This is a genomic window from Intestinimonas sp. HCP28S3_D6 (assembly GCF_052065695.1).
In the GTDB taxonomy this organism is placed as follows: domain Bacteria; phylum Bacillota; class Clostridia; order Oscillospirales; family Oscillospiraceae; genus Intestinimonas.
Map to the genome: position 1 here is coordinate 1 of NZ_JBQHTM010000034.1, position 17,769 is coordinate 17,769.

General features: G+C 63.1%; 16 protein-coding genes. 1 reads left to right on the forward strand and 15 read right to left on the reverse strand.

Annotation, left to right across the window (positions count from 1 at the left end):
• Positions 1–343: 343 nt before the first annotated feature.
• The 4 genes from ppdK to ACTNBK_RS11580 all read right to left on the reverse strand — a co-directional run bounded on the left by ppdK (position 344) and on the right by ACTNBK_RS11580 (position 5,593).
• Entirely contained in the window at positions 344–2,974 is a 2,631-nt protein-coding gene (gene ppdK, locus ACTNBK_RS11565) for a pyruvate, phosphate dikinase (protein ID WP_441146221.1), read from the reverse strand.
• Between the two features lie 101 nt (positions 2,975–3,075).
• Positions 3,076–3,828 (reverse strand): nitroreductase family protein, encoded by a 753-nt coding sequence (locus tag ACTNBK_RS11570; RefSeq protein WP_441146223.1) that lies wholly within the window; start codon positions 3,826–3,828, stop codon positions 3,076–3,078.
• Positions 3,829–3,831: 3 nt separating this feature from the next.
• Positions 3,832–4,596 (reverse strand): 4Fe-4S binding protein, encoded by a 765-nt coding sequence (locus ACTNBK_RS11575; protein ID WP_441146225.1) that lies wholly within the window; start codon positions 4,594–4,596, stop codon positions 3,832–3,834.
• 52 nt (positions 4,597–4,648) lie between these two features.
• A complete protein-coding gene (locus ACTNBK_RS11580; RefSeq protein ID WP_441146227.1) occupies positions 4,649–5,593 on the reverse strand; it encodes a YitT family protein in 945 nt (314 codons plus the stop codon).
• Between the two features lie 196 nt (positions 5,594–5,789).
• Between ACTNBK_RS11580 and tsaA the strand changes: the two genes are divergently transcribed.
• Positions 5,790–6,482: a tRNA (N6-threonylcarbamoyladenosine(37)-N6)-methyltransferase TrmO gene (gene tsaA / locus ACTNBK_RS11585; RefSeq protein ID WP_441146229.1), complete on the forward strand. Its 693-nt coding sequence runs from the start codon at positions 5,790–5,792 to the stop codon at positions 6,480–6,482.
• A 73-nt stretch (positions 6,483–6,555) separates the two neighbouring features.
• Here tsaA and ACTNBK_RS11590 read toward each other — a convergent pair whose 3' ends face one another.
• The 11 genes from ACTNBK_RS11590 to ACTNBK_RS11640 all read right to left on the reverse strand — a co-directional run bounded on the left by ACTNBK_RS11590 (position 6,556) and on the right by ACTNBK_RS11640 (position 17,757).
• Positions 6,556–7,002: an Hsp20/alpha crystallin family protein gene (locus tag ACTNBK_RS11590; RefSeq protein WP_441146231.1), complete on the reverse strand. Its 447-nt coding sequence runs from the start codon at positions 7,000–7,002 to the stop codon at positions 6,556–6,558.
• Between the two features lie 178 nt (positions 7,003–7,180).
• Entirely contained in the window at positions 7,181–7,993 is an 813-nt protein-coding gene (locus tag ACTNBK_RS11595) for a M55 family metallopeptidase (protein ID WP_441146233.1), read from the reverse strand.
• A 12-nt stretch (positions 7,994–8,005) separates the two neighbouring features.
• On the reverse strand, positions 8,006–9,040 hold the full coding sequence (locus ACTNBK_RS11600) for a P1 family peptidase (protein WP_441146235.1): 1,035 nt from the start codon (positions 9,038–9,040) through the stop codon (positions 8,006–8,008).
• Between the two features lie 18 nt (positions 9,041–9,058).
• The gene (locus tag ACTNBK_RS11605) at positions 9,059–9,757 is read right to left on the reverse strand and encodes an aspartate/glutamate racemase family protein (RefSeq protein WP_441146237.1); all 699 of its coding nucleotides are present in this window, start codon (positions 9,755–9,757) and stop codon (positions 9,059–9,061) included.
• A gap of 91 nt (positions 9,758–9,848) precedes the next feature.
• Positions 9,849–11,447, reverse strand: coding sequence for an ABC transporter substrate-binding protein (locus ACTNBK_RS11610; protein WP_441146239.1), 1,599 nt, complete (start codon positions 11,445–11,447; stop codon positions 9,849–9,851).
• Positions 11,448–11,476: 29 nt separating this feature from the next.
• On the reverse strand, positions 11,477–12,448 hold the full coding sequence (locus tag ACTNBK_RS11615) for an ABC transporter ATP-binding protein (protein WP_441146241.1): 972 nt from the start codon (positions 12,446–12,448) through the stop codon (positions 11,477–11,479).
• Positions 12,439–13,422: an ABC transporter ATP-binding protein gene (locus tag ACTNBK_RS11620; RefSeq protein ID WP_441146243.1), complete on the reverse strand. Its 984-nt coding sequence runs from the start codon at positions 13,420–13,422 to the stop codon at positions 12,439–12,441. The genes ACTNBK_RS11615 and ACTNBK_RS11620 overlap by 10 nt, the downstream gene beginning before the upstream one ends.
• A gap of 13 nt (positions 13,423–13,435) precedes the next feature.
• Positions 13,436–14,290: an ABC transporter permease gene (locus ACTNBK_RS11625; RefSeq protein ID WP_441146245.1), complete on the reverse strand. Its 855-nt coding sequence runs from the start codon at positions 14,288–14,290 to the stop codon at positions 13,436–13,438.
• On the reverse strand, positions 14,290–15,231 hold the full coding sequence (locus tag ACTNBK_RS11630) for an ABC transporter permease (RefSeq protein WP_441146247.1): 942 nt from the start codon (positions 15,229–15,231) through the stop codon (positions 14,290–14,292). Before ACTNBK_RS11630 ends, ACTNBK_RS11625 begins: the two co-directional genes overlap by 1 nt.
• A 24-nt stretch (positions 15,232–15,255) precedes the next feature.
• Positions 15,256–16,668, reverse strand: a complete 1,413-nt coding sequence (locus ACTNBK_RS11635) for a serine hydrolase domain-containing protein (RefSeq protein WP_441146249.1) — start codon at positions 16,666–16,668, stop codon at positions 15,256–15,258.
• Positions 16,669–16,878: 210 nt separating this feature from the next.
• Entirely contained in the window at positions 16,879–17,757 is an 879-nt protein-coding gene (locus ACTNBK_RS11640) for a LysR family transcriptional regulator (protein WP_441146251.1), read from the reverse strand.
• Positions 17,758–17,769: the final 12 nt, after the last annotated feature.

A 17,769-nucleotide genomic window follows, 5' to 3' on the forward strand; every position in this document is an offset into this window, starting at 1 on the left:
CTGCGGCAGCATCGCCCAGGATGGAAGCCAGCGGCTTCCATCCTGACCGACGCTCTGATTAACTAAGTTCTACCGTGCAGGTGTCCAGCTTGCACTTGCAATTTGCGAAAATGTATTTTTGAAATCAGAATACATTTTTGCGTTCCTGTTTAGATTTGTACAAACAGCCCAAAATAACAATAAAAACCCCCGCACATTGCCCAATTGGGAATGTACGGGGGTTTTGGCGATTAGATATAAACCTCCACGGTCAAATCATGCCATTTTGACGGTTTTATGCCGTATCCATGGGATTTATAGAAGGTTTGCGCCTCATCAAATCCAATGGTGAATGACAGAACTCTTACTTGCGGGGGTTCTTGATAGCAGCCTGAGCGGCGGCCAGACGGGCGATGGGCACACGGAAGGGGGAGCAGGAAACGTAGGTGAGGCCCACCTTGTGGCAGAACTCCACGGAGGTGGGATCGCCGCCGTGCTCGCCGCAGATGCCCATGTGCATCTCGGGCCGGACAGCCTTGCCGGCCTTGACGGCCATGTCCACCAGCTTGCCCACGCCGTTCTGGTCCAGGTGGGCGAAGGGATCGGACTCGTAGATCTTCTTGTCGTAGTAGTAGCCCAGGAACTTACCGGCGTCGTCGCGGCTGAAGCCGAAGGTCAACTGAGTGAGGTCGTTGGTGCCGAAGGAGAAGAACTCGGCCTCGGTGGCGATCTCACCGGCCAGCAGGGCGGCGCGGGGGTCCTCGATCATGGTGCCCACCTCATACTTCAGATCGATGCCGGACTCGGCGATAATCTTGTCGGCGGTGCTCACCACGATCTCCTTGACGTACTTCATCTCCTTGACGTCGGTGGTCAGGGGGATCATGATCTCGGGCTTGATGGTGTACTGGCCCTTCTTGGTGACGTTGATGGCGGCGCTGATGACGGCGGTGGTCTGCATCTCGGCGATCTCGGGGTAGGCCACGGCCAGACGGCAGCCGCGGAAGCCCATCATGGGGTTGACCTCGTGGAGGGAGGCCACCACCTCGGTGAGCCGTTCGGCGGTGATGCCCATGTCGGCGGCCAGCTCGGCGATGTCCTCAGCCTTGGTGGGCAGGAACTCGTGGAGCGGGGGATCCAGGTAGCGGATGACCACCGGGCGCTCCCCCATGACCTCGTAGATACCCTCGAAGTCGCCCTGCTGATAGGGCAGGATCTTGGCCAGAGCCTTCTTGCGCTCCTCGGTGTTCTCGGCCACGATCATCTCACGGACGGCCTTGATGCGGTCACCCTCAAAGAACATGTGCTCGGTGCGGACCAGACCGATGCCCTCGGCGCCGAAGGTGACGGCCTGCTTGGCATCGCGGGGGGTGTCGGCGTTGGTGTAGACGCCCAGCTGGCGGTACTTGTCGGCCCAGCCCATCAGGCGGCCGAAGTAGCCGGAGCCGGGATCGGCGGGCACGGTGGGCACGGCCTCACCGTAGATGTTGCCGGTGGAGCCGTCCAGGGAGATCCAGTCGCCCTCCTTGTAGACCTTGCCGCCCAGGGTGAACTGCTTGGCGGCGTAATCCACCACGATCTCGCCGCAGCCGGACACACAGCAGGTGCCCATGCCGCGGGCCACCACGGCGGCGTGAGAGGTCATGCCGCCGCGGACGGTGAGGATGCCCTCGGAGACCTGCATGCCCTCGATGTCCTCGGGGGAGGTCTCCAGGCGGACCAGGACCACCTTCTCACCGCGGGCGTGCCACTCCTTGGCCTCCTCGGCGGAGAAAACCACGCGGCCGCAGGCGGCGCCGGGAGAGGCGGCCAGGCCCTTGCCCACCACGGCGGCCTTCTTCAGGGCGTCGGCGTCAAAGGTGGGGTGCAGCAGGGCGTCGAGCTGCTTGGGCTCCACGCGGCACACAGCCTCCTTCTCGTCGATCATGCCCTCGTCCACCAGATCCACAGCCACCTTCAGAGCGGCCACGGCGGTACGCTTGCCGTTGCGGGTCTGGAGCATGTACAGCTTACCATCCTCGATGGTGAACTCCATGTCCTGCATGTCCTTGTAGTGCTGCTCCAGGCGGTTGGCGATGTCGGCGAACTGCTCGTACACGCCGGGCATCTCCTCCTGCAGCTTGCTGATGGGAGAGGGGGTACGCACGCCGGCCACCACGTCCTCGCCCTGGGCGTTGATGAGGTACTCACCAAAGAGGGCCTTCTCGCCGGTGGCGGGGTTACGGGTGAAGGCCACGCCGGTGCCGGAGCTGTTGCCGGAGTTGCCGAACACCATGGACTGGACGTTGACGGCGGTGCCCCAGTCGTAGGGGATCTCGTTCATGCGGCGGTAGACATTGGCGCGGGGGTTGTCCCAGGAGCGGAACACGGCCTTCACGGCCTCCATGAGCTGGACCTTGGGGTCCTGGGGGAAGTCCTCGCCCTTCTCGTTCTTATAGAACTCCTTGAAGCGGACCACCAGCTCCTTCATGTCATCGGCGTCCAGCTCCACGTCCTGCTTGACGCCCTTCTTGTCCTTCAGGTCATCAATGATCTCCTCAAAGCGCTTCTTGGAGAGCTCCATAACCACGTCGGAGAACATCTGGATGAACCGGCGGTAGGAGTCGTAGGCGAAGCGGGGATTGCCGGTCTTGGCGGCAAAGCCCTCCACGGCCACGTCGTTGAGGCCCAGGTTGAGGATGGTATCCATCATGCCGGGCATGGAGGCCCGGGCGCCGGAGCGGACGGACACCAGGAGAGGATTGGAGGTATCACCAAACTTCTTGCCGGTCTTCTCTTCCAGCTTGGCCAAATGCTCCATGATCTCGGCTTCGATCTCGGGCGCGATGGTACGGCCATCGTTGTAATACTGGGTGCAGGCCTCGGTGGTCACGGTGAAGCCCTGAGGCACAGGCATGCCCAGGTTAGACATCTCCGCCAGGTTGGCGCCCTTGCCGCCCAGCAGCTCACGCATGGAGCCGTTGCCCTCGAAGAAGTCATAGACAAATTTTGCCATTGGTTCGTCCTCCTTCTGAAGTTCAAAAGTCGATTTGGTATCGCTTGCCACAATTATACCATTCCGATAGAAAATTGCAACAAAACTTTCGCAAACTTTGTCTATTTCTCCGTGGCAGGCTCCGCCACCCGTTCCAGGTCTTGGAGATATTCCCCCACGGACCGGCTCATCTCCCGGGAGAAGTCCGACTCGTACTTCCGAGCGCAGAAGGCGGAGAGGAAGCCCTCGAAGGTCTGGCCGCCGCACCGTTCCCGGAACATGGCCCGGAGCTGCTCCTCTTCCAGGCGGCGGTAGCCGTTTTCGTGGACGATATAGGCCGGATCGAACCGCGCGGGTTTTTTGCACTCCTTCTGCTGCCGGGTGGGCCAGCCCAGCACCAGCATGCAGGCGGGAAAGACCCAGGGGGGCAGCTGTAAAAGCCGGCGCTGGTCCTCGTACCGCTCCATAATGTCCCCGATGTAGCAGGAGCCCAGCCCCAGGCTCTGGGCGGCCACCACGGCGTTCTGGGCGGCGATGGCGGCGTCGGTGACGGCCAGCATCAGGTCTCCGGGACCGGGGCGGCGTGGAGAGAGCCCCGACGCCCGGTAGGCGTCATACCAGCGGAGGCAGTCGGCGCAGAACACCAGCACCACCGGGGCCTGGGCGATGAAGGGCTGGTGGTCGCAGGTCTCTGCCAGGGCCTCCTTGAGGGCCGGATCGGTGATGTCCAGGATGGTGTAGAGCTGCTGGCAGCCGGCGGTGGGGGCCTGGGCGGCGGCGGCCAGGATCTCCGCCTTCAGCTCCGCCGGCACCGGGCGCTCTTCAAAGGCCCGCACCGACTTGCGGTCGTAGAGGCTCTGAATGATCTCATTCATACCTTAAAAGAACACCTCCGGCTCCCGGCGCTGGGCACACTTGGCCTCAAACCCCCTGGCGGCGGTCTCGTAGGCCTCCCCCCGGTACTGCCGGGTCTGGGTGGGACAGAGGTAGATGCAGGCGCCGCAGGAGATGCACTTGGTCTCGTCGGTGACCCAGGGGGTCTCTTTGGGGATGGCTCCGGCGGGGCAGGCGTTGGCGCAGGCGTTGCACTTCATGCACCGGTCCCCGGCGGAGGGGTGGAAGGACACCTTCTTATGGGGGGGCAGGTCGTGGCTGCCCTTGATGGCGATGGGGGGATGGTCCCCGCCGGGGACATAGGCGGCCAGAACCTCCCGACAGCGCCCGCCGAAGTCGGCCATGGCGGCCAGGTCGGCCTCGTCGGGGCGGCCGGCGGCCACGTGGTCGAAAATGGAGTGCCGGCCGATGAAGGCCCCCGCCGCCACCACGTGGAAGCCGTTGGCCTCCAGCAGGTCCTGGAGCTCGGTGAGGGCGTCGTCGTAGTCCCGGTTGCCGTACACCGCCACGGCGATGGCGGGGCCGCCGTGGCCCTTCAGGTGGGCGGAGAGCTGTTCGAAGCAGTGCTGGGGGATGCGCCCGGCATAGACCGGCATGGCCACCAGCACCGGCTCCTCCGCCGGTACGTCCAGGTCCTCGGTGAGGGGGCGGCCCAGCAGGTCCCGCTCCTGCACCGGTCCGTCGTGGCCGGCAATGGCGCGGGCGGTTTTTTTCGTGGTTCCTCGGGGGCTGAAGAAAATGGAGAGCATGATGGTTCCACCTTTCCGGTCTGGCGCACCAGACCTGTTCCTGTGTATGGGTTTACGGCTCCGGCTCGGGCTCAGGCGCAGGTTCGGATTTGGGCGCCGGGGCGCTGTCCTGGTTCATCTGAAAGACGTCGGCCACCTCGTGGATGGTAATATAGGCGGTGGGGTCGATCCGGTGGACCAGATCCTTCATAGGGATGATCTGGAAGCGGTTGACCACCACGTAAATGAGGGTCCGGGGGGAGTTGGAGTAAAAGCCCTTGGCGTCTACGATGGTCATGCCGTGCTCAAAGGTCTCAGAGAGGGCCCGGCACACCTCCTCCTGTCGGATGGTGACGATAAAGACCCCCTTGGACCGGTCCAGGCCCTCCACAATAAAGTCCACCGTTTTGAGGGCGGCCATGTAGGTGACGATGGAGTAGAGGGGGAGAATCCAGCTCTGGAGGACCACACCGCAGACGATGTAGAGGGCGATGTTGTAGATCATCACGAAGGTACCCACCGACAGTCCCAGGCGTTTTGCGAAGATGACCGCCATGACCTCGATGCCGTCCATGGCGCCGCCATAGCGGATGGCCAGGCCGCTGCCCAGGCCGGAGATGAGGCCGCCGAAGAGGGCGCACAGCAGCAGGTCGGAGCCCGCCAGGGGCGAGGCCATGGTCACATCCACGGGGAGAACGTCGGTAATGAGCCAGGCCCCCAGGGAGTAGATGGCCACCGTATACATGGCGTACACTGTAAAGACCGTCCCCTGCCGCCGCAGCCCGTAGAGGAAGAGGGGGGTGTTGAGGAGGAGGAGGAAGATGGAGAGGGTCCACGTCTCCGGGGTGAGCTGGGAGAGCAGCATGGAGGTCCCCGAGATACCGCTGTCATAGAGCTTGACGGGGGCCAGAAAAATGGTGATGCCGAAGGCGTTGATGAGCCCCGCGGCCGTCAAAAAGAGAAAATTGGCGGGTGAGAGTCCCCGCAGGTCCTGAATCCATTTGGGCAGTTTCCGCATATTTCACGCTCCGATCTTGGTCTTGTGTGGTTCCTGATGAAATAAGTATAGCATGCCGTCCGGGGAAAAGTCACGCGGTTCCCGCTAAACTGGAAGGAAATGGTCATCCTCTTGTTCTGCTGCCCTCACCTGTGATACAATAGCCCTGACAAAATGATCCCCGTGGGGCAGCGACCCCGCCTGGAAGGAGACCTCTATGGACGATACCTTTACCATGGCCCCTGTGGCCCATATCCGCAGCGACTTCCCCACCAAGTTCGGCATCCCCCGGCAGAGCGGTCTGGTGGAGTCCCTCCGGGCCTCGGTGGTCTTTGCGCCGGAATACCGCAACCCCGACGCCCTCCGGGGCATGGAGGGCTTTTCCCACCTGTGGCTGGTGTGGGTCTTTTCCCGCTCAGTGGGCGCCGGCTGGTCCCCCACTGTCCGCCCGCCCCGGCTGGGTGGCAACGAGCGCATGGGGGTCTTTGCCACCCGCTCCCCCTTTCGGCCCAACCCCATCGGCCTCTCCGCCGTGAAGCTGGAGGAGATCCGGCTTCACACCCCCGACGGTCCCCAGCTCATCGTCTCAGGGGCCGACCTCATGGACGGCACCCCCATCCTGGACATCAAGCCCTACCTCCCCTACGCCGACTGCCACCCCGAGGCCCTGGGGGGCTTTGCCCCCACCGGCGGCGGGGAGCTGGAGGTGGACTGTCCGCCGGAGCTGCTGGGGCGGCTGCCCGGGGACAAGGCCCGGGCCCTGCTGGCCGTCCTGGCCCGGGACCCCCGCCCCTCCTACCAGCACGACCCGGAGCGGGTCTACGGCATGGACTTCGCCGGCCACAACATCCGCTTTTCCGTGGCTGGAAACACCCTCACCGTCCTGTCCATTGAAGCATCAAAGCCCTAAAAACGCGCAAAAGGGGGGCGCTCCCATCTCTGGGAGCGCCCCCCTTTTTACAGCTTGGTATGAACTTGTCCCATCAGCCGATGGCGATGGTGGAGCGCTTAGGCAGCTCCTTCTTGCCCGCCTTGGGCATGGACAGCTTCAGGATGCCGTCCTCGTACTTGGCGGACACGTCCTCGGGCTTCACATCGCCCACATAGAAGCTCCGGCTGCAGGAACCAGCATAGCGCTCCCGGCGGATGTAACGGCCCTCCTTGTCCTTCTCGTCCTTGTCCAGGCCCTTGGCGGCGCTGATGGTCAGGTAGCCGTCCTTCAGGTCCACGGTGATCTCGCCCTTCTTGAAGCCGGGCAGATCCACATCCACCTCATAGGTGTTCTCGGTCTCCCGCACATCGGTCTTCATCAGGTTCTTGGCGTGCTTGCCGTAGAGCGGATCACGGCCGGTATTCCACATGGGAAACATCCCAAAACGGTCATCAAAGAAATCATCGAACAGGTTCTCACCAAAAATGCTGGGCAACATAAGTCATTCCTCCATTCACAGCACTTACTTTTTGCCCTGCGGAGGAGCTCTCTGAACTCCTCTTCTTGGAACAATTATGTTATAGCACCGCGGATTAGCACTGTCAACACGTGAGTGCTAACATTTACAAAAGGAACGATGTTTGTTCATAAAATATGCGATTTTGTGCCCCGGAGCCTCAGCCGATGATCTCCTCCACGGCCTCATTGAGCTCCGTGGGGCTGTGGGCGGTGTAGGAGACGGCGTCCACGGCGGTGCGGGTGAAGGGGGACCGGGCCAGGGCCGTCAGGGCCTGGGCCCGGCGGGCCGCCTGGTGGCCGGTGAAGACGGCCTCCACCGTCAGCGTCTCCGGCACCGCCCGCACCGGCAGAGGCCGGGTCAGGGCCGCCGCCACCCCCGCCCGGATGGCCTCGCAGGCGTCGTCGGGGTGGAGGTTGAAGGTGGAGTTGCCCCGGCACTCCTTCACCGCCACGGTGGTGAGTCCCGGGATCTCCTCCGCCGCCAGGCGGCAGATGGTCTCGTCGCCGCTGAGAAAAATAGAGGGCACCCCCAGCTGGGCGGCGTACAGGGAGTTGAGGGTGAACTCGGAGGCGACGCGGCCGTTGACCTTCAGGCAGTGGATGACGTCCTTGTTGATGGTGTGGGCCAGGGGGCTGCCGTCGGTGCCGGCGGGGGCATGGTAGCCAATGTAGAGGGCGCCGGCATAACCTCCGTCCAGGCCGGCCATCATGGAGCCGGGATGGCAGGCCCAGCCCCGCATAAGCCGGACGCCTCGGGGCAGCTTGTCGTGGGGGAGGTTCCGGGCGCAGCCGTGGCCGTCCCGGACCACCGCCTGGTGGCCGGCGTCCAGGATGGCCTCGCAGGCCGCCGCCACCTCTCGGGTCATCTGGACCCGGGCCTCTTCGTAGCCCTGTCCCCCCGGCTCGGTCTCGCACCAGGCGGTGACGTCGGCAATGCCCTCCAGGTCGGCGCTGATGAAGTAGACTGCCATGGGACCGCCCCCTTAACCGCCGTACCGGGCTACGAAGTCCCGGAGCCCCAGGTAGCAGTTGCCCCGGACCCCCGTGGTGGTCTCGGCGTGGTAGAGGGAGCTGATGATGGCCTCCTCCACCGCCTCCACCCCGGCCACAAAGACCCGGTCGATGTTCTCGTCGTAGAACATTTTGGTCTCCAGGATATTTTTCTCACTATAATGGGGTAGGTGGTTGGCGGTGGTGAAGGCGATGGCGATGTCGCCGCTGCCGTTGCCGCAGTAGGAGCCCACCCGGCCCAGGGCCACCATGGACCGCTTGGCCAGCCGGCTCAGCTGCCGCTCGTTGAGGGGGATGTCGGTGGCCAGTAGCATGATGATGGAGCCCTCGTCCTTCCGCTCTTCCCGGCCCAAATTGGTGTCGTAGTGCTTCCCGCCGATGATGAGGTTGCCCGGCGCGCCGAAGTTGGACATGACCAGGGCGCCCACGGTGTAGGGCTGGCCGTCCACGTCCACCCGCCGGGAGGCGGAGCCGATGCCCCCCTTGAGGCCCAGGCAGACCATACCGGTGCCGCCACCCACGGCCCCCTCTTCAAAGTCCTCACTGGCATTGGCCAGGGCCTCACGGACGTGCTCGGGGCGGACGTGGAGGCCCCGGATGTCGTTGAGCCGACCGTCGTTGCACTCGGTGACCACGCAGTTCACCGTGCCGGTGGTGACCCCGATGTCCGGGTTCCCCTCCAGCATGTACCGGGTGAGCTCCTGGCAGGCGGTGCCCACGCTGAGGGTGTTGGTGAGGAGGATGGGGGTCTCGATGGTGCCCAGCTCCTGGATCTGGATGAGGCCCACGCTCTTGCCGAAGCCGTTGATGACCGACACCCCGGCCATCACCTTGTCCTGGAAGCAGTTGCCCCCGTGGGGCAGCACGGCGGTGACGCCGGTGTGGATGTCCCCTTCCTTTAATGTCACATGGCCTACCTTCACCCCGGGCACGTCGGTGATGAGGTCCCGCTCCCCCCGGGGCCACTTGGCGTGGAGGTCAAAGCCGCTGTTTTCAGGCAGTCCCATAGTCTCGTTCTCCTCTCTTCAGCGATAGGTCTTTCCGGCGGTCTCGATGACCTTCCGGGCCAGGGTCTCCATGGGGTCCACATACCAGTCCTCCAGGCCCTCGTCGGCCTTGATGACGGAGAGCTCCGTACAGGCCAGCACCACCGCGGCGCAGCCCGCCTGACGGCAGGCCTCCTCAATGCGCCCCCAGCTCTCCCGGTCGCAGGGCAGGCCCTTTTTCACCCGGTCGTAGATCTGGTGCATGACCTCCCTCTGGATCTCCGCCGGAGGGGTCCAGGGGGTGAGGCCCAGGGCCTCCAGGGCCTTCTGGTAGAGCCCCGTCTGGATGGTGCCGTCGGTGGCCAGGATGCCCACCCTGCCCCCGGGGCACCGGCTTGCCAGGGCGGCCGCCGTCTCCCGGATCATGTGGAGGATGGGGATGCCGATCTTGTCCGCGATGCGGTCGGCGAAGAAGTGGGCGGTGTTGCAGGTGATGGCGATGGCGGTGCAGCCGCACTGCTCCAGCAGCCGGGCGTCGGAGAGGAGCTGCTCCTCCGGGCCCTGGTACTGCCCCGACAGGATGGCCGCCGTCCGGTCGGGCATGGAAGCGTCGCTGAGCAGGATGAGGTTGATGTGGTCCTGGTCCCGCTCCGCCGCCGTGTGCTCCGTCACCATTTTATAAAAGAGCTGGGAGGCCATGGGGCCCATGCCGCCGATGATACCGATGGGGTGCTCCATTTTGTTACCCTCTTTCTGGATTTGTCTGTACGCGCACGATGGCGCCGGTACGGCAGGTACCGGCGCCAGTGCTTTTGGTTTAAATTGGGGCTTAGAAGCTCAGGTCGTTCCAGTACAGGGAGCTGTCGGACTGGACCACGATGCCCTTCACCTGATCGCCGTAGGCGATGTAGGACAGGTTGCTGAAGAAGGGGATGATGTTGCAATTCTTGAACATATCCATCTGGATCTGGCCGATCTTTTCGGTGCGCTCGTTGCCGTCAACGGTCTCGGCAGCGTCCTCCACGGCGGCGTAGTAGGCCTCGTCGTTGCCGGGGGCGTCCTGGTCATAGTAGCAGGCGTTGAGGATCAGGATGGGCTCGGCCCACTCCAGGCTCTGGAGGCCGGCGTCGTACTCGTCGTTGTGGATGTACTCGTGGATGTAGTTCCAGTCCACGGTTTCAATGTTCATCAGGAAGCCGGCGTTCTTCATCTGCTCCTGAAGGCCCTGGACGATGGTCTGGCTGGTTCCGGTGCTGTCCACATAGAAGGTGAACTCCAGGGGCTGGCCGTCCTTGTCCAGGTAGCCATCACCGTCGGAGTCGGTCCAGCCGGCATCGGCCAGGAGCTGCTGGGCCCGCTTGGGATCGTTGGCGTAATTCTCCATAAAGTCGTCCTTAGCGGCCTGGGAGAAGTTCTTCATGGAGTCAAAGATGATGGAGTAGCCGGGAACAGCAGCGCCGTCCACCAGCTCACACAGGGCGTCGCGGTCGATGGACAGGATCATGGCCAGACGGACGTTGGGGTCGGCAAAGATGCTGCCCTCGTCGGTGTTGAGCTCGAAGTACTGGATGATGGGGTAGGTCTTGTTGACCACCTGGAAGCCCTCCATTCCCTCCAGCTGGGCCCGGCCGTCGGCGGAGATGCGGTTGACGTAGTCGATGTCGCCGGCCTTCAGCTCCTCCAGGATGGTGAACTCCTCCTGGTTGGAGTTGAACTTGACCTCCACGTGGGGAATCTGAGCGGGGCCCTTGTTGGTGACCAGGGGGTTATCGGCCTTGTAGCCCTCATTGACGGCCAGGGTCACGCCGGTGCCGGGCTCATAGCTCTCCACATAGTAGAGGCCGTAGGGCACGGCGCCCCACATGAGCTCGTCCTTGCTCATGGTGTCCAGCTGGTCCTTGTCGATGACGCCCATGAAACACTCGCCCAGGTAGTAGAGCAGGTCGGAGCGGAAGGTGGACAGGTGGAAGATCACGTTCCGGCCGTCCACCTCCATGGACTCGATGTTGGCGTAGCCGTCGGCGTAGGGGCTCACTTCCTTGCCCCACTCAATGGAGGCCACCACGTCTTCGGGCTCCACCTGCTCGCCGGTGGCATAGTACTTGCCCTCGGGCACGGTGGCAGTCATGGTGTGGCCGTCCTCACTGACGGTGAGGTCGGTGCAGATGCCGTCCAGCAGATCGCCGGTGGCGGGATCGAGGGTGAAGAGGGGGTCGGAGATCAGGGACTGGATGCTGCTCCAGGTGTCCTGCTGATAGGGGTCGGTGCCGTACCACTCGTCATCGGAGAACACGATGGTGTCCTTGACGGCGGCGTCACCGCCCTCAGCGCTGCTGCTCTCCTGGGCGCCTCCGCCGCCGCAGCCGGCCAGCACGCCGGCCAGCATAGTGCCGCAAAGGGCCATCGCAATCCATCTTCTTCTCTTCATTACTTGTTCCTCCTTTTCTGAATCTCAAATTATATCTCAAGTGGGTGAAAACAGGCCACTTGATGATCTCCATCCACCATGACCGGCTGAGGGTCATGCTCCCTGCACTCCGGTCCGGCGTACCGGCACCGCGGAGCGAACCGGCAGCCGCTGCCCACGTCGATGAGGCTTCCGGCGTCCCCCTCCATGATCTCCTTCTTCCGGCCCCGGAGTCGGGGGTCCAGAATAGGAGCGGCGTCCATGAGGCCCTTGGTGTAGGGGTGCTTGGGATGATTGGCCACCTCCTCAGTGGGGCCAAACTCCACCAGCTTGCCCAGATACATGACGGCGATCTTGTCGCTGATGTATTTGATGACGTTGAGGTCGTGGGTGATGATGAGGTAGGTGAGCCCCATCTCCTCCTGGAGGTCCAGCAGCAGGTTGAGGATCTGGGCCTGGACGGAGACGTCCAGGGCGCTGGTGGGCTCATCCAGGATCATGATCTTGGGCGAGAGGGCCAGGGCCCGGGCAATGGCGATGCGCTGGAGCTGCCCGCCGGAGAGCTGGTGGGGGTAGCTGTCCAGGTAGCGCCGGTCCATCTTGACCATGTCCAGGACCTCTCCGGCCTTTTTCCGGGCCTCGGCGTGGGAGACCCCGTGGATGACCATGGGGCGCATGATGGAGCTCTCCACCGTCTGCCGGGGGTTGAGGTTGGAGGCCGGGTCCTGGAATACCACAGCGATGTCCCGGTGGAGCTTATCCATGTCCTTGTGGGTGGCCTTGGCCAGGTCCACCCCGTCGATGAGCACGTCGCCGCCGGTCATCTTGGAGAGGCTGAGTACCACCCGGGCCAGGGTGGTCTTGCCGCTGCCCGACTCGCCTACCAGGCCCACGATCTCCCCCTTCTCCACCGAGAAGGAGACGTCGTCCACCGCCTTGACCACCCGCTTGTCGGTGCCGATCAGGCCCTTGGAGAGCTTGAAGTGCTTCTGCAGGTGGTCCAGCTGGATCATTACTGACATGTTCCCGCCTCCTCTCCTATGGCGAAGCACCGGCAGCCATGGGTGGGGCTCACCGATACCACCTCCGGCGTCTGGGCAAAGCATTTCTCCGACGCCATGGGACAGCGATTGGCGAACCGGCAGCCCGGCTTCTGGTCCAGGATGCGGGGCACCGACCCGTCGATGGTCTGGAGCCGGCCCTCCTTCTTGGTCCGCCGGGGCAGGGCCTGCATGAGCAGGCGGGTGTAGGGGTGCATGGGCTGCTCGAAGATCTCGAACACGTCCCCCCACTCCACCACCTCGCCGGCGTACATCACGGCGATCTTGTCCGCCACCTCGGCCACCAGACCAAAGTTGTGGGTGATGAGCATGATGGCAGTGTGGTACTTCTCCTTGAGCTCTTTGATGATCTCCAGGATCTGGGCCTCAATGGTCACGTCCAGGGCGGTGGTGGGCTCGTCGGCGATGAGCAGCTCCGGATTCCGGGAGAGCATCATGGCGATCATCACCCGCTGCCGCATGCCGCCGGAGAGCTCGTGGGGATAGCTCCCCGCCCGCTCCTGGGCGTCGGGCATCTTCACGTCCTGGTAGAGCTTGACCACCCGGTTCCAGGCCTCCTGTTTCTCCACGTGGTCCAGCAATATGGCCTCCTGGACCTGATTGCCCGTCTTGTAGACCGGGTTGAGGGAGTCCAGGGGGTTTTGGAAGATCATGCCGATCTCCTTGCCCCGGACGGCCTCCATCTGCTTTTCCGTATAGGTGCGCAGATCCTCTCCCTTAAAGAAGATCTTGCCGCTGATCCGGGCATTGCCGCCGGAGAGCAGATCCATGATGCTGTGGGCCACGGTGGACTTGCCGCAGCCCGACTCCCCTACCACGGCAAAGATCTCGCCCCGCCCGATGGTAAAGCTCACATCGTGGACGGCGGAGAGATAGCCGCCCTTGACCTTATAGTCTATGCACAGGTGTTCCAGTCTTAACAGTTCTTCACTCATACCGTACCCCTCCTTATTGCGCCTTCATATGGGGATCCAGCACGTCTCTCAGGCCCTCGCCCAGCAGGTTGAAGCCCACCACAGTGTAGACCAGGGCGATGCCGGGAAAGACGCTCAGCCAGGGGGCCCGGCTGATGTAGTCGATGCCGTTGGAGAGGGCCAGGCCCCAGTCGGGGGAGGGGGCCTGGGAGCCCAGGCCCAGGAAGGAGAGGGTGGTGGTGGACAATATGGTGCCCGGCAGGCTCATGGACACCATGACGATGAGGGAGGGCACCACGTTGGGCAGGATGTACCGGAACATGAGGGAGAAGGCGGACTCACCGAAGGCGGCGCCGGTCTCCACGAAAGACATGGTCTTCAGGGACATGGTCTTGGCCCGGATCGGCCTGGCATAGCTGGCCCAGGAGACCAGGGAGATGGCGATGACCGAGTTGGTGAGGCCCTTGCCGATGAGGGTGACCACCGCCAGGGCCAGGATGGTGCCCGGGATGCACCAGGTGAGGTCGGTGAGGAAAGAGAACACCCGGTCCACCCACTTACCAAAGTAGCCGCAGATGAGGCCCACGGTGACGCCGATGACCAGCTGGAGGGTGGCGCCCAGGAAGGCCACCCACAGGGTGATGCGGGTGCCATAGATCGTGCGGGAGAACATGTCCCGGCCCAGCTCGTCGGTGCCGAACCAGAACTCCGCGCAGGGGGCGGTATACTTGTCGCCCACCAGCTGGGCGGTGTAGTCGTAGGGGGCGATCTCCTCGGCGAAGATGGCCACCAGGATCACGCTGAGCAGGATCACAAAGCCCACCATGAAGTTCCAGTTCTTGACGCAGGACAGGAGGGCCTCCTTTGCCTTGCTGTTTCTTCCGCCCATCACTTGTCGCCTCCCCCCATGGAGATCCGGATGCGGGGGTCCAGAAGGCCCACCACCAGATCGCTGATGATATTGCAGATCACCGTCAGGATGGCGATGATGAGGAGCACCGCCTGGACCACCGGGAAGTCCTGCACCACGATGGAGTTAAGGAGCAGGTTGCCCATGCCGGCGATGTTGAAGATCTTCTCTGTGACCACCGCGCCGGAGATGAGCCAGGGGATGGACATAAAGACCTGGACGGTGACGATGATGAGGGCGTTGCGCAGCACATGCTTGACCATGACGGTCCGTCGGGGCAGGCCCTTGGCAAAGGCAGTGGTGACATATTTTTCGTTGAGGACCTCCAGCACCTCCGCCTTGGTCAGGCGGATCATGCCGGCCACGCTGGAGGCCACCAGAGAGAATACCGGCAGGATGAAGTAGGCCGCGCTCTTGTCGCCGCTGATGGGCAGGACGTCCAGTCCCACGGCGAAGACCAGTATGAGGAGGGCCCCCAGCCAGAAGCTGGGCAGGGCGGTGAGTAGCAGGGTGAAGTTCACCGTAATCCGGTCAAATAGGGAGTCTTTTTTGATGGCACACAGTAGACCAATGGGCAGAGAGATGATCAGCTCGATGACCAGGGACCAGCCGCACAGGGTGAGGCTCTTGGGGATACGGGCCATCATCAGGTCCCACACCGGTACCTTGTACCGGGTGGAGGTGCCGAAGTCCCGCTCAAAGATGATCCCCTTGGCCCAGTCCACATACTGCTCCACCAGGGGACGGTCGTAGCCCATCTCGTGGGCGATCTCGGCCTTTTTCTCAGCCGACACCTTCCGGTCCACCACCATATCCACCGGATTGCCCGGCATCATATAGAGCAGACTGAACACCAGGATGGACACACACACCACCAGCAGCAGACCCTGGAGAAGCTGCTTGATAATGTAGCTTTTCATTGTTGTTTCTTCCCCCTCCCCGGTCTATGGCCGCTCGGCCCGGACCCGCTGATAGATCCGGGAGCCGCACTTCACGCCCCAGGCGGAGCCGTTCCGGGTGTAGAATCGCAGGGTGGTCACCCGCTTGGCCGGGTCCTTGGCGTCTACGGCGGTGAAGATGTTCTGTCCACACCAGCGCAGCACCACCGGCTTATCCTGGTAGCTACCGCACAGGACCCCGTCCTTGTCCTCCACGATGCAGTGGACGGGCAGGCCCTCGTGGCACAGGTAGTCGCCGCAGAGCATCTCCGGCCGGCTGAAAGTGCCGCCGTTGGGGATGTCCCAGTAGTGCTCCGTCTCCAGGGGGAGGCCCAGGATGTAGTTGTAGCAGATCCACTGGAACTCCTCCACATCCAAATCGCCCTCATTGCACAGGACGGCCACGCCGTAGCCCCCCTCCATAAGGCCGCCCTCGGTGGACACGCCGTGGAGGCCGCCGGCGTGCTGACACACCATTTTGCCTCCCAGCAGCCGCTTTTGGAGCCCCATGCAGTAGTAGTACTTCTCCCGGAGGGGGAAGGCCTTGCCGATCATCAGCTCCACCGCCTCGGCGGGGATGACCTGTTTCCCCTCCCACACGCCGCCGTTGGAGAGCATCTGGTAGTATTTGGTGATGTCCTTGGCGGTGGACTTCACGCAGGCGCAGCCCCGGAAGGGGGGCAGGACGGACCAGTTGTCGTCCCACACCAGCTTGCCGTCGTCGTCCCGCTCGAACAGGCTGGTAATATTGTCTCCGGCCAGGTCCCGGGCCTCCGAGCAGTCCACGTCCAGTACCGTCCGGGTCATGCCCAGGGGCTCAAAGATCCGCTTTTTCAGGAATTCCTCCAAGGTGATGCCGGCCGCCTGGTCCACGATGTAGGAGAGGATGGCGTAGCCCTCGTTGGAGTAGCTCATGTACTCCCCCGGCGCCCCCACCGGCTCATAGTTGCCCGCCGTGATGTAGTCCACGATCTGCTCGATGCGGTCCATCTTGTTGGGGGCGGTGCGCACCATCTCCCGGTACCAGTGGGTGTCCCGCTCCTTGCTGTTCATGGCGATGGACCACTCCAGAGGCTCCATGGGAGGCAGGCCCGACCGGTGCATGGCCAAGGTCCGCACGGTGATACACTCGTCCGGCGCGCCGGGGATGTGGAAGTCGGGGAAGTATTTGACCACTGGGTCCTCCAGGCTCATCTTCCCCTCCACATCCAGGATGCAGCAGGCCAAGGCCGTCATGGACTTACTCATGGAGGCGATACCGAACACCGTGTCGGCGTCCACCGGCTTCTGGTGCTCAATGCTCCGATACCCGAAGCCCTTCTCATAGAGAATGCCCTCCGGCCCCCGGATGCACACCGACATGCCGGGGTAGCCCCGCTTTCGGAACCGCTTCTCCAGGCAGGCTTCCAGTTCTTTCACATTTCGCTCCACTTCAATCACCTCTGGCCTTTGATTCTGCACGGCCGGCGCTCTCTTTTTGCGGCCGCCGGCCGGCTTTGGGCTTTGATATGTTGTATACAAAGAAGGCGTCGCAACCTCCTCGATCGCGGCGCCTTCGCTTTCATAGTTTACATCAGTAGAGGATGACTGTCAAGTGCGCACATTCCGGATTTTTCCGTTTTTTCTCCCTCAGGCTTGGGCGGCATGCAGCGCAATGTCCAGAAAACGCTTCAGAACGGGGTCAGAGGAATCCCTTTGGAAAATCATGCCGTAGGAGAGGGGCGGCACGTTTTTGATGGGGACGCAGGCGGCAGCGCCGTCATAGGAGGACGATATGGGCAGGATGGAGCAGCCATACCCCGCCCGGACCAGGGTGAGGACCGCCTGCGGATTGTCGCTGGCGTGGATCCGCTCGGGGGAGATGTGCTGGATCACCCGGTTCTGGACCTCCACCACCTTGGAGGGAACGGTGTAGGAATTGCAGAGGATGAGGTTCTGGCCGTAGAGCGCCTCCTCGCTGATCTCCGCCCGGCCCGCATAGGGATGGCTCCGGGGTAGAACGCAGCACAGGGGGATTTTTTCCAGCTCCCGAAACATCAGCTCCTCCTTGACGGGCAGGTTCTCCCGGAAGCCCAGCAGGACCTGGATCTCGTGCTGGAAGAAGAGGTTGAGGAGGGAGCGGTGTGGAATGACCTTGAGGAAGGGGTGGAAGGCGGGAATCTGCTCCCGGCACAGGTCTAGAATGCCGCAGAGGAAGTCCAGGTCGGTCTCGCTCTCACAGCCGATGGTCAGAGGCTGGACCCGGGCGTTGGTGTGGTGCCGGATCTTGGCGGTGGCAATCTTCAGCTGCCCCAGAATCTGCTTGGCGTGCTCCAGAAAGATGGCCCCGTCGGAGGTGAGGGAGACCGTCCGGGTGGTCCGGCGGAAAAGCTTGGTGTCCAGCTCCTCCTCCAGGGCGCGGATCTGCCGGGAGACGGCGGACTGGGTGATGTTCAAAGCCTCCGACGCCCGGGCAAAGTTCAGATGCTCCGCCACCTGGATGAAGCTCTCCAACTGTTGTATATTCAAACACAGTCACCC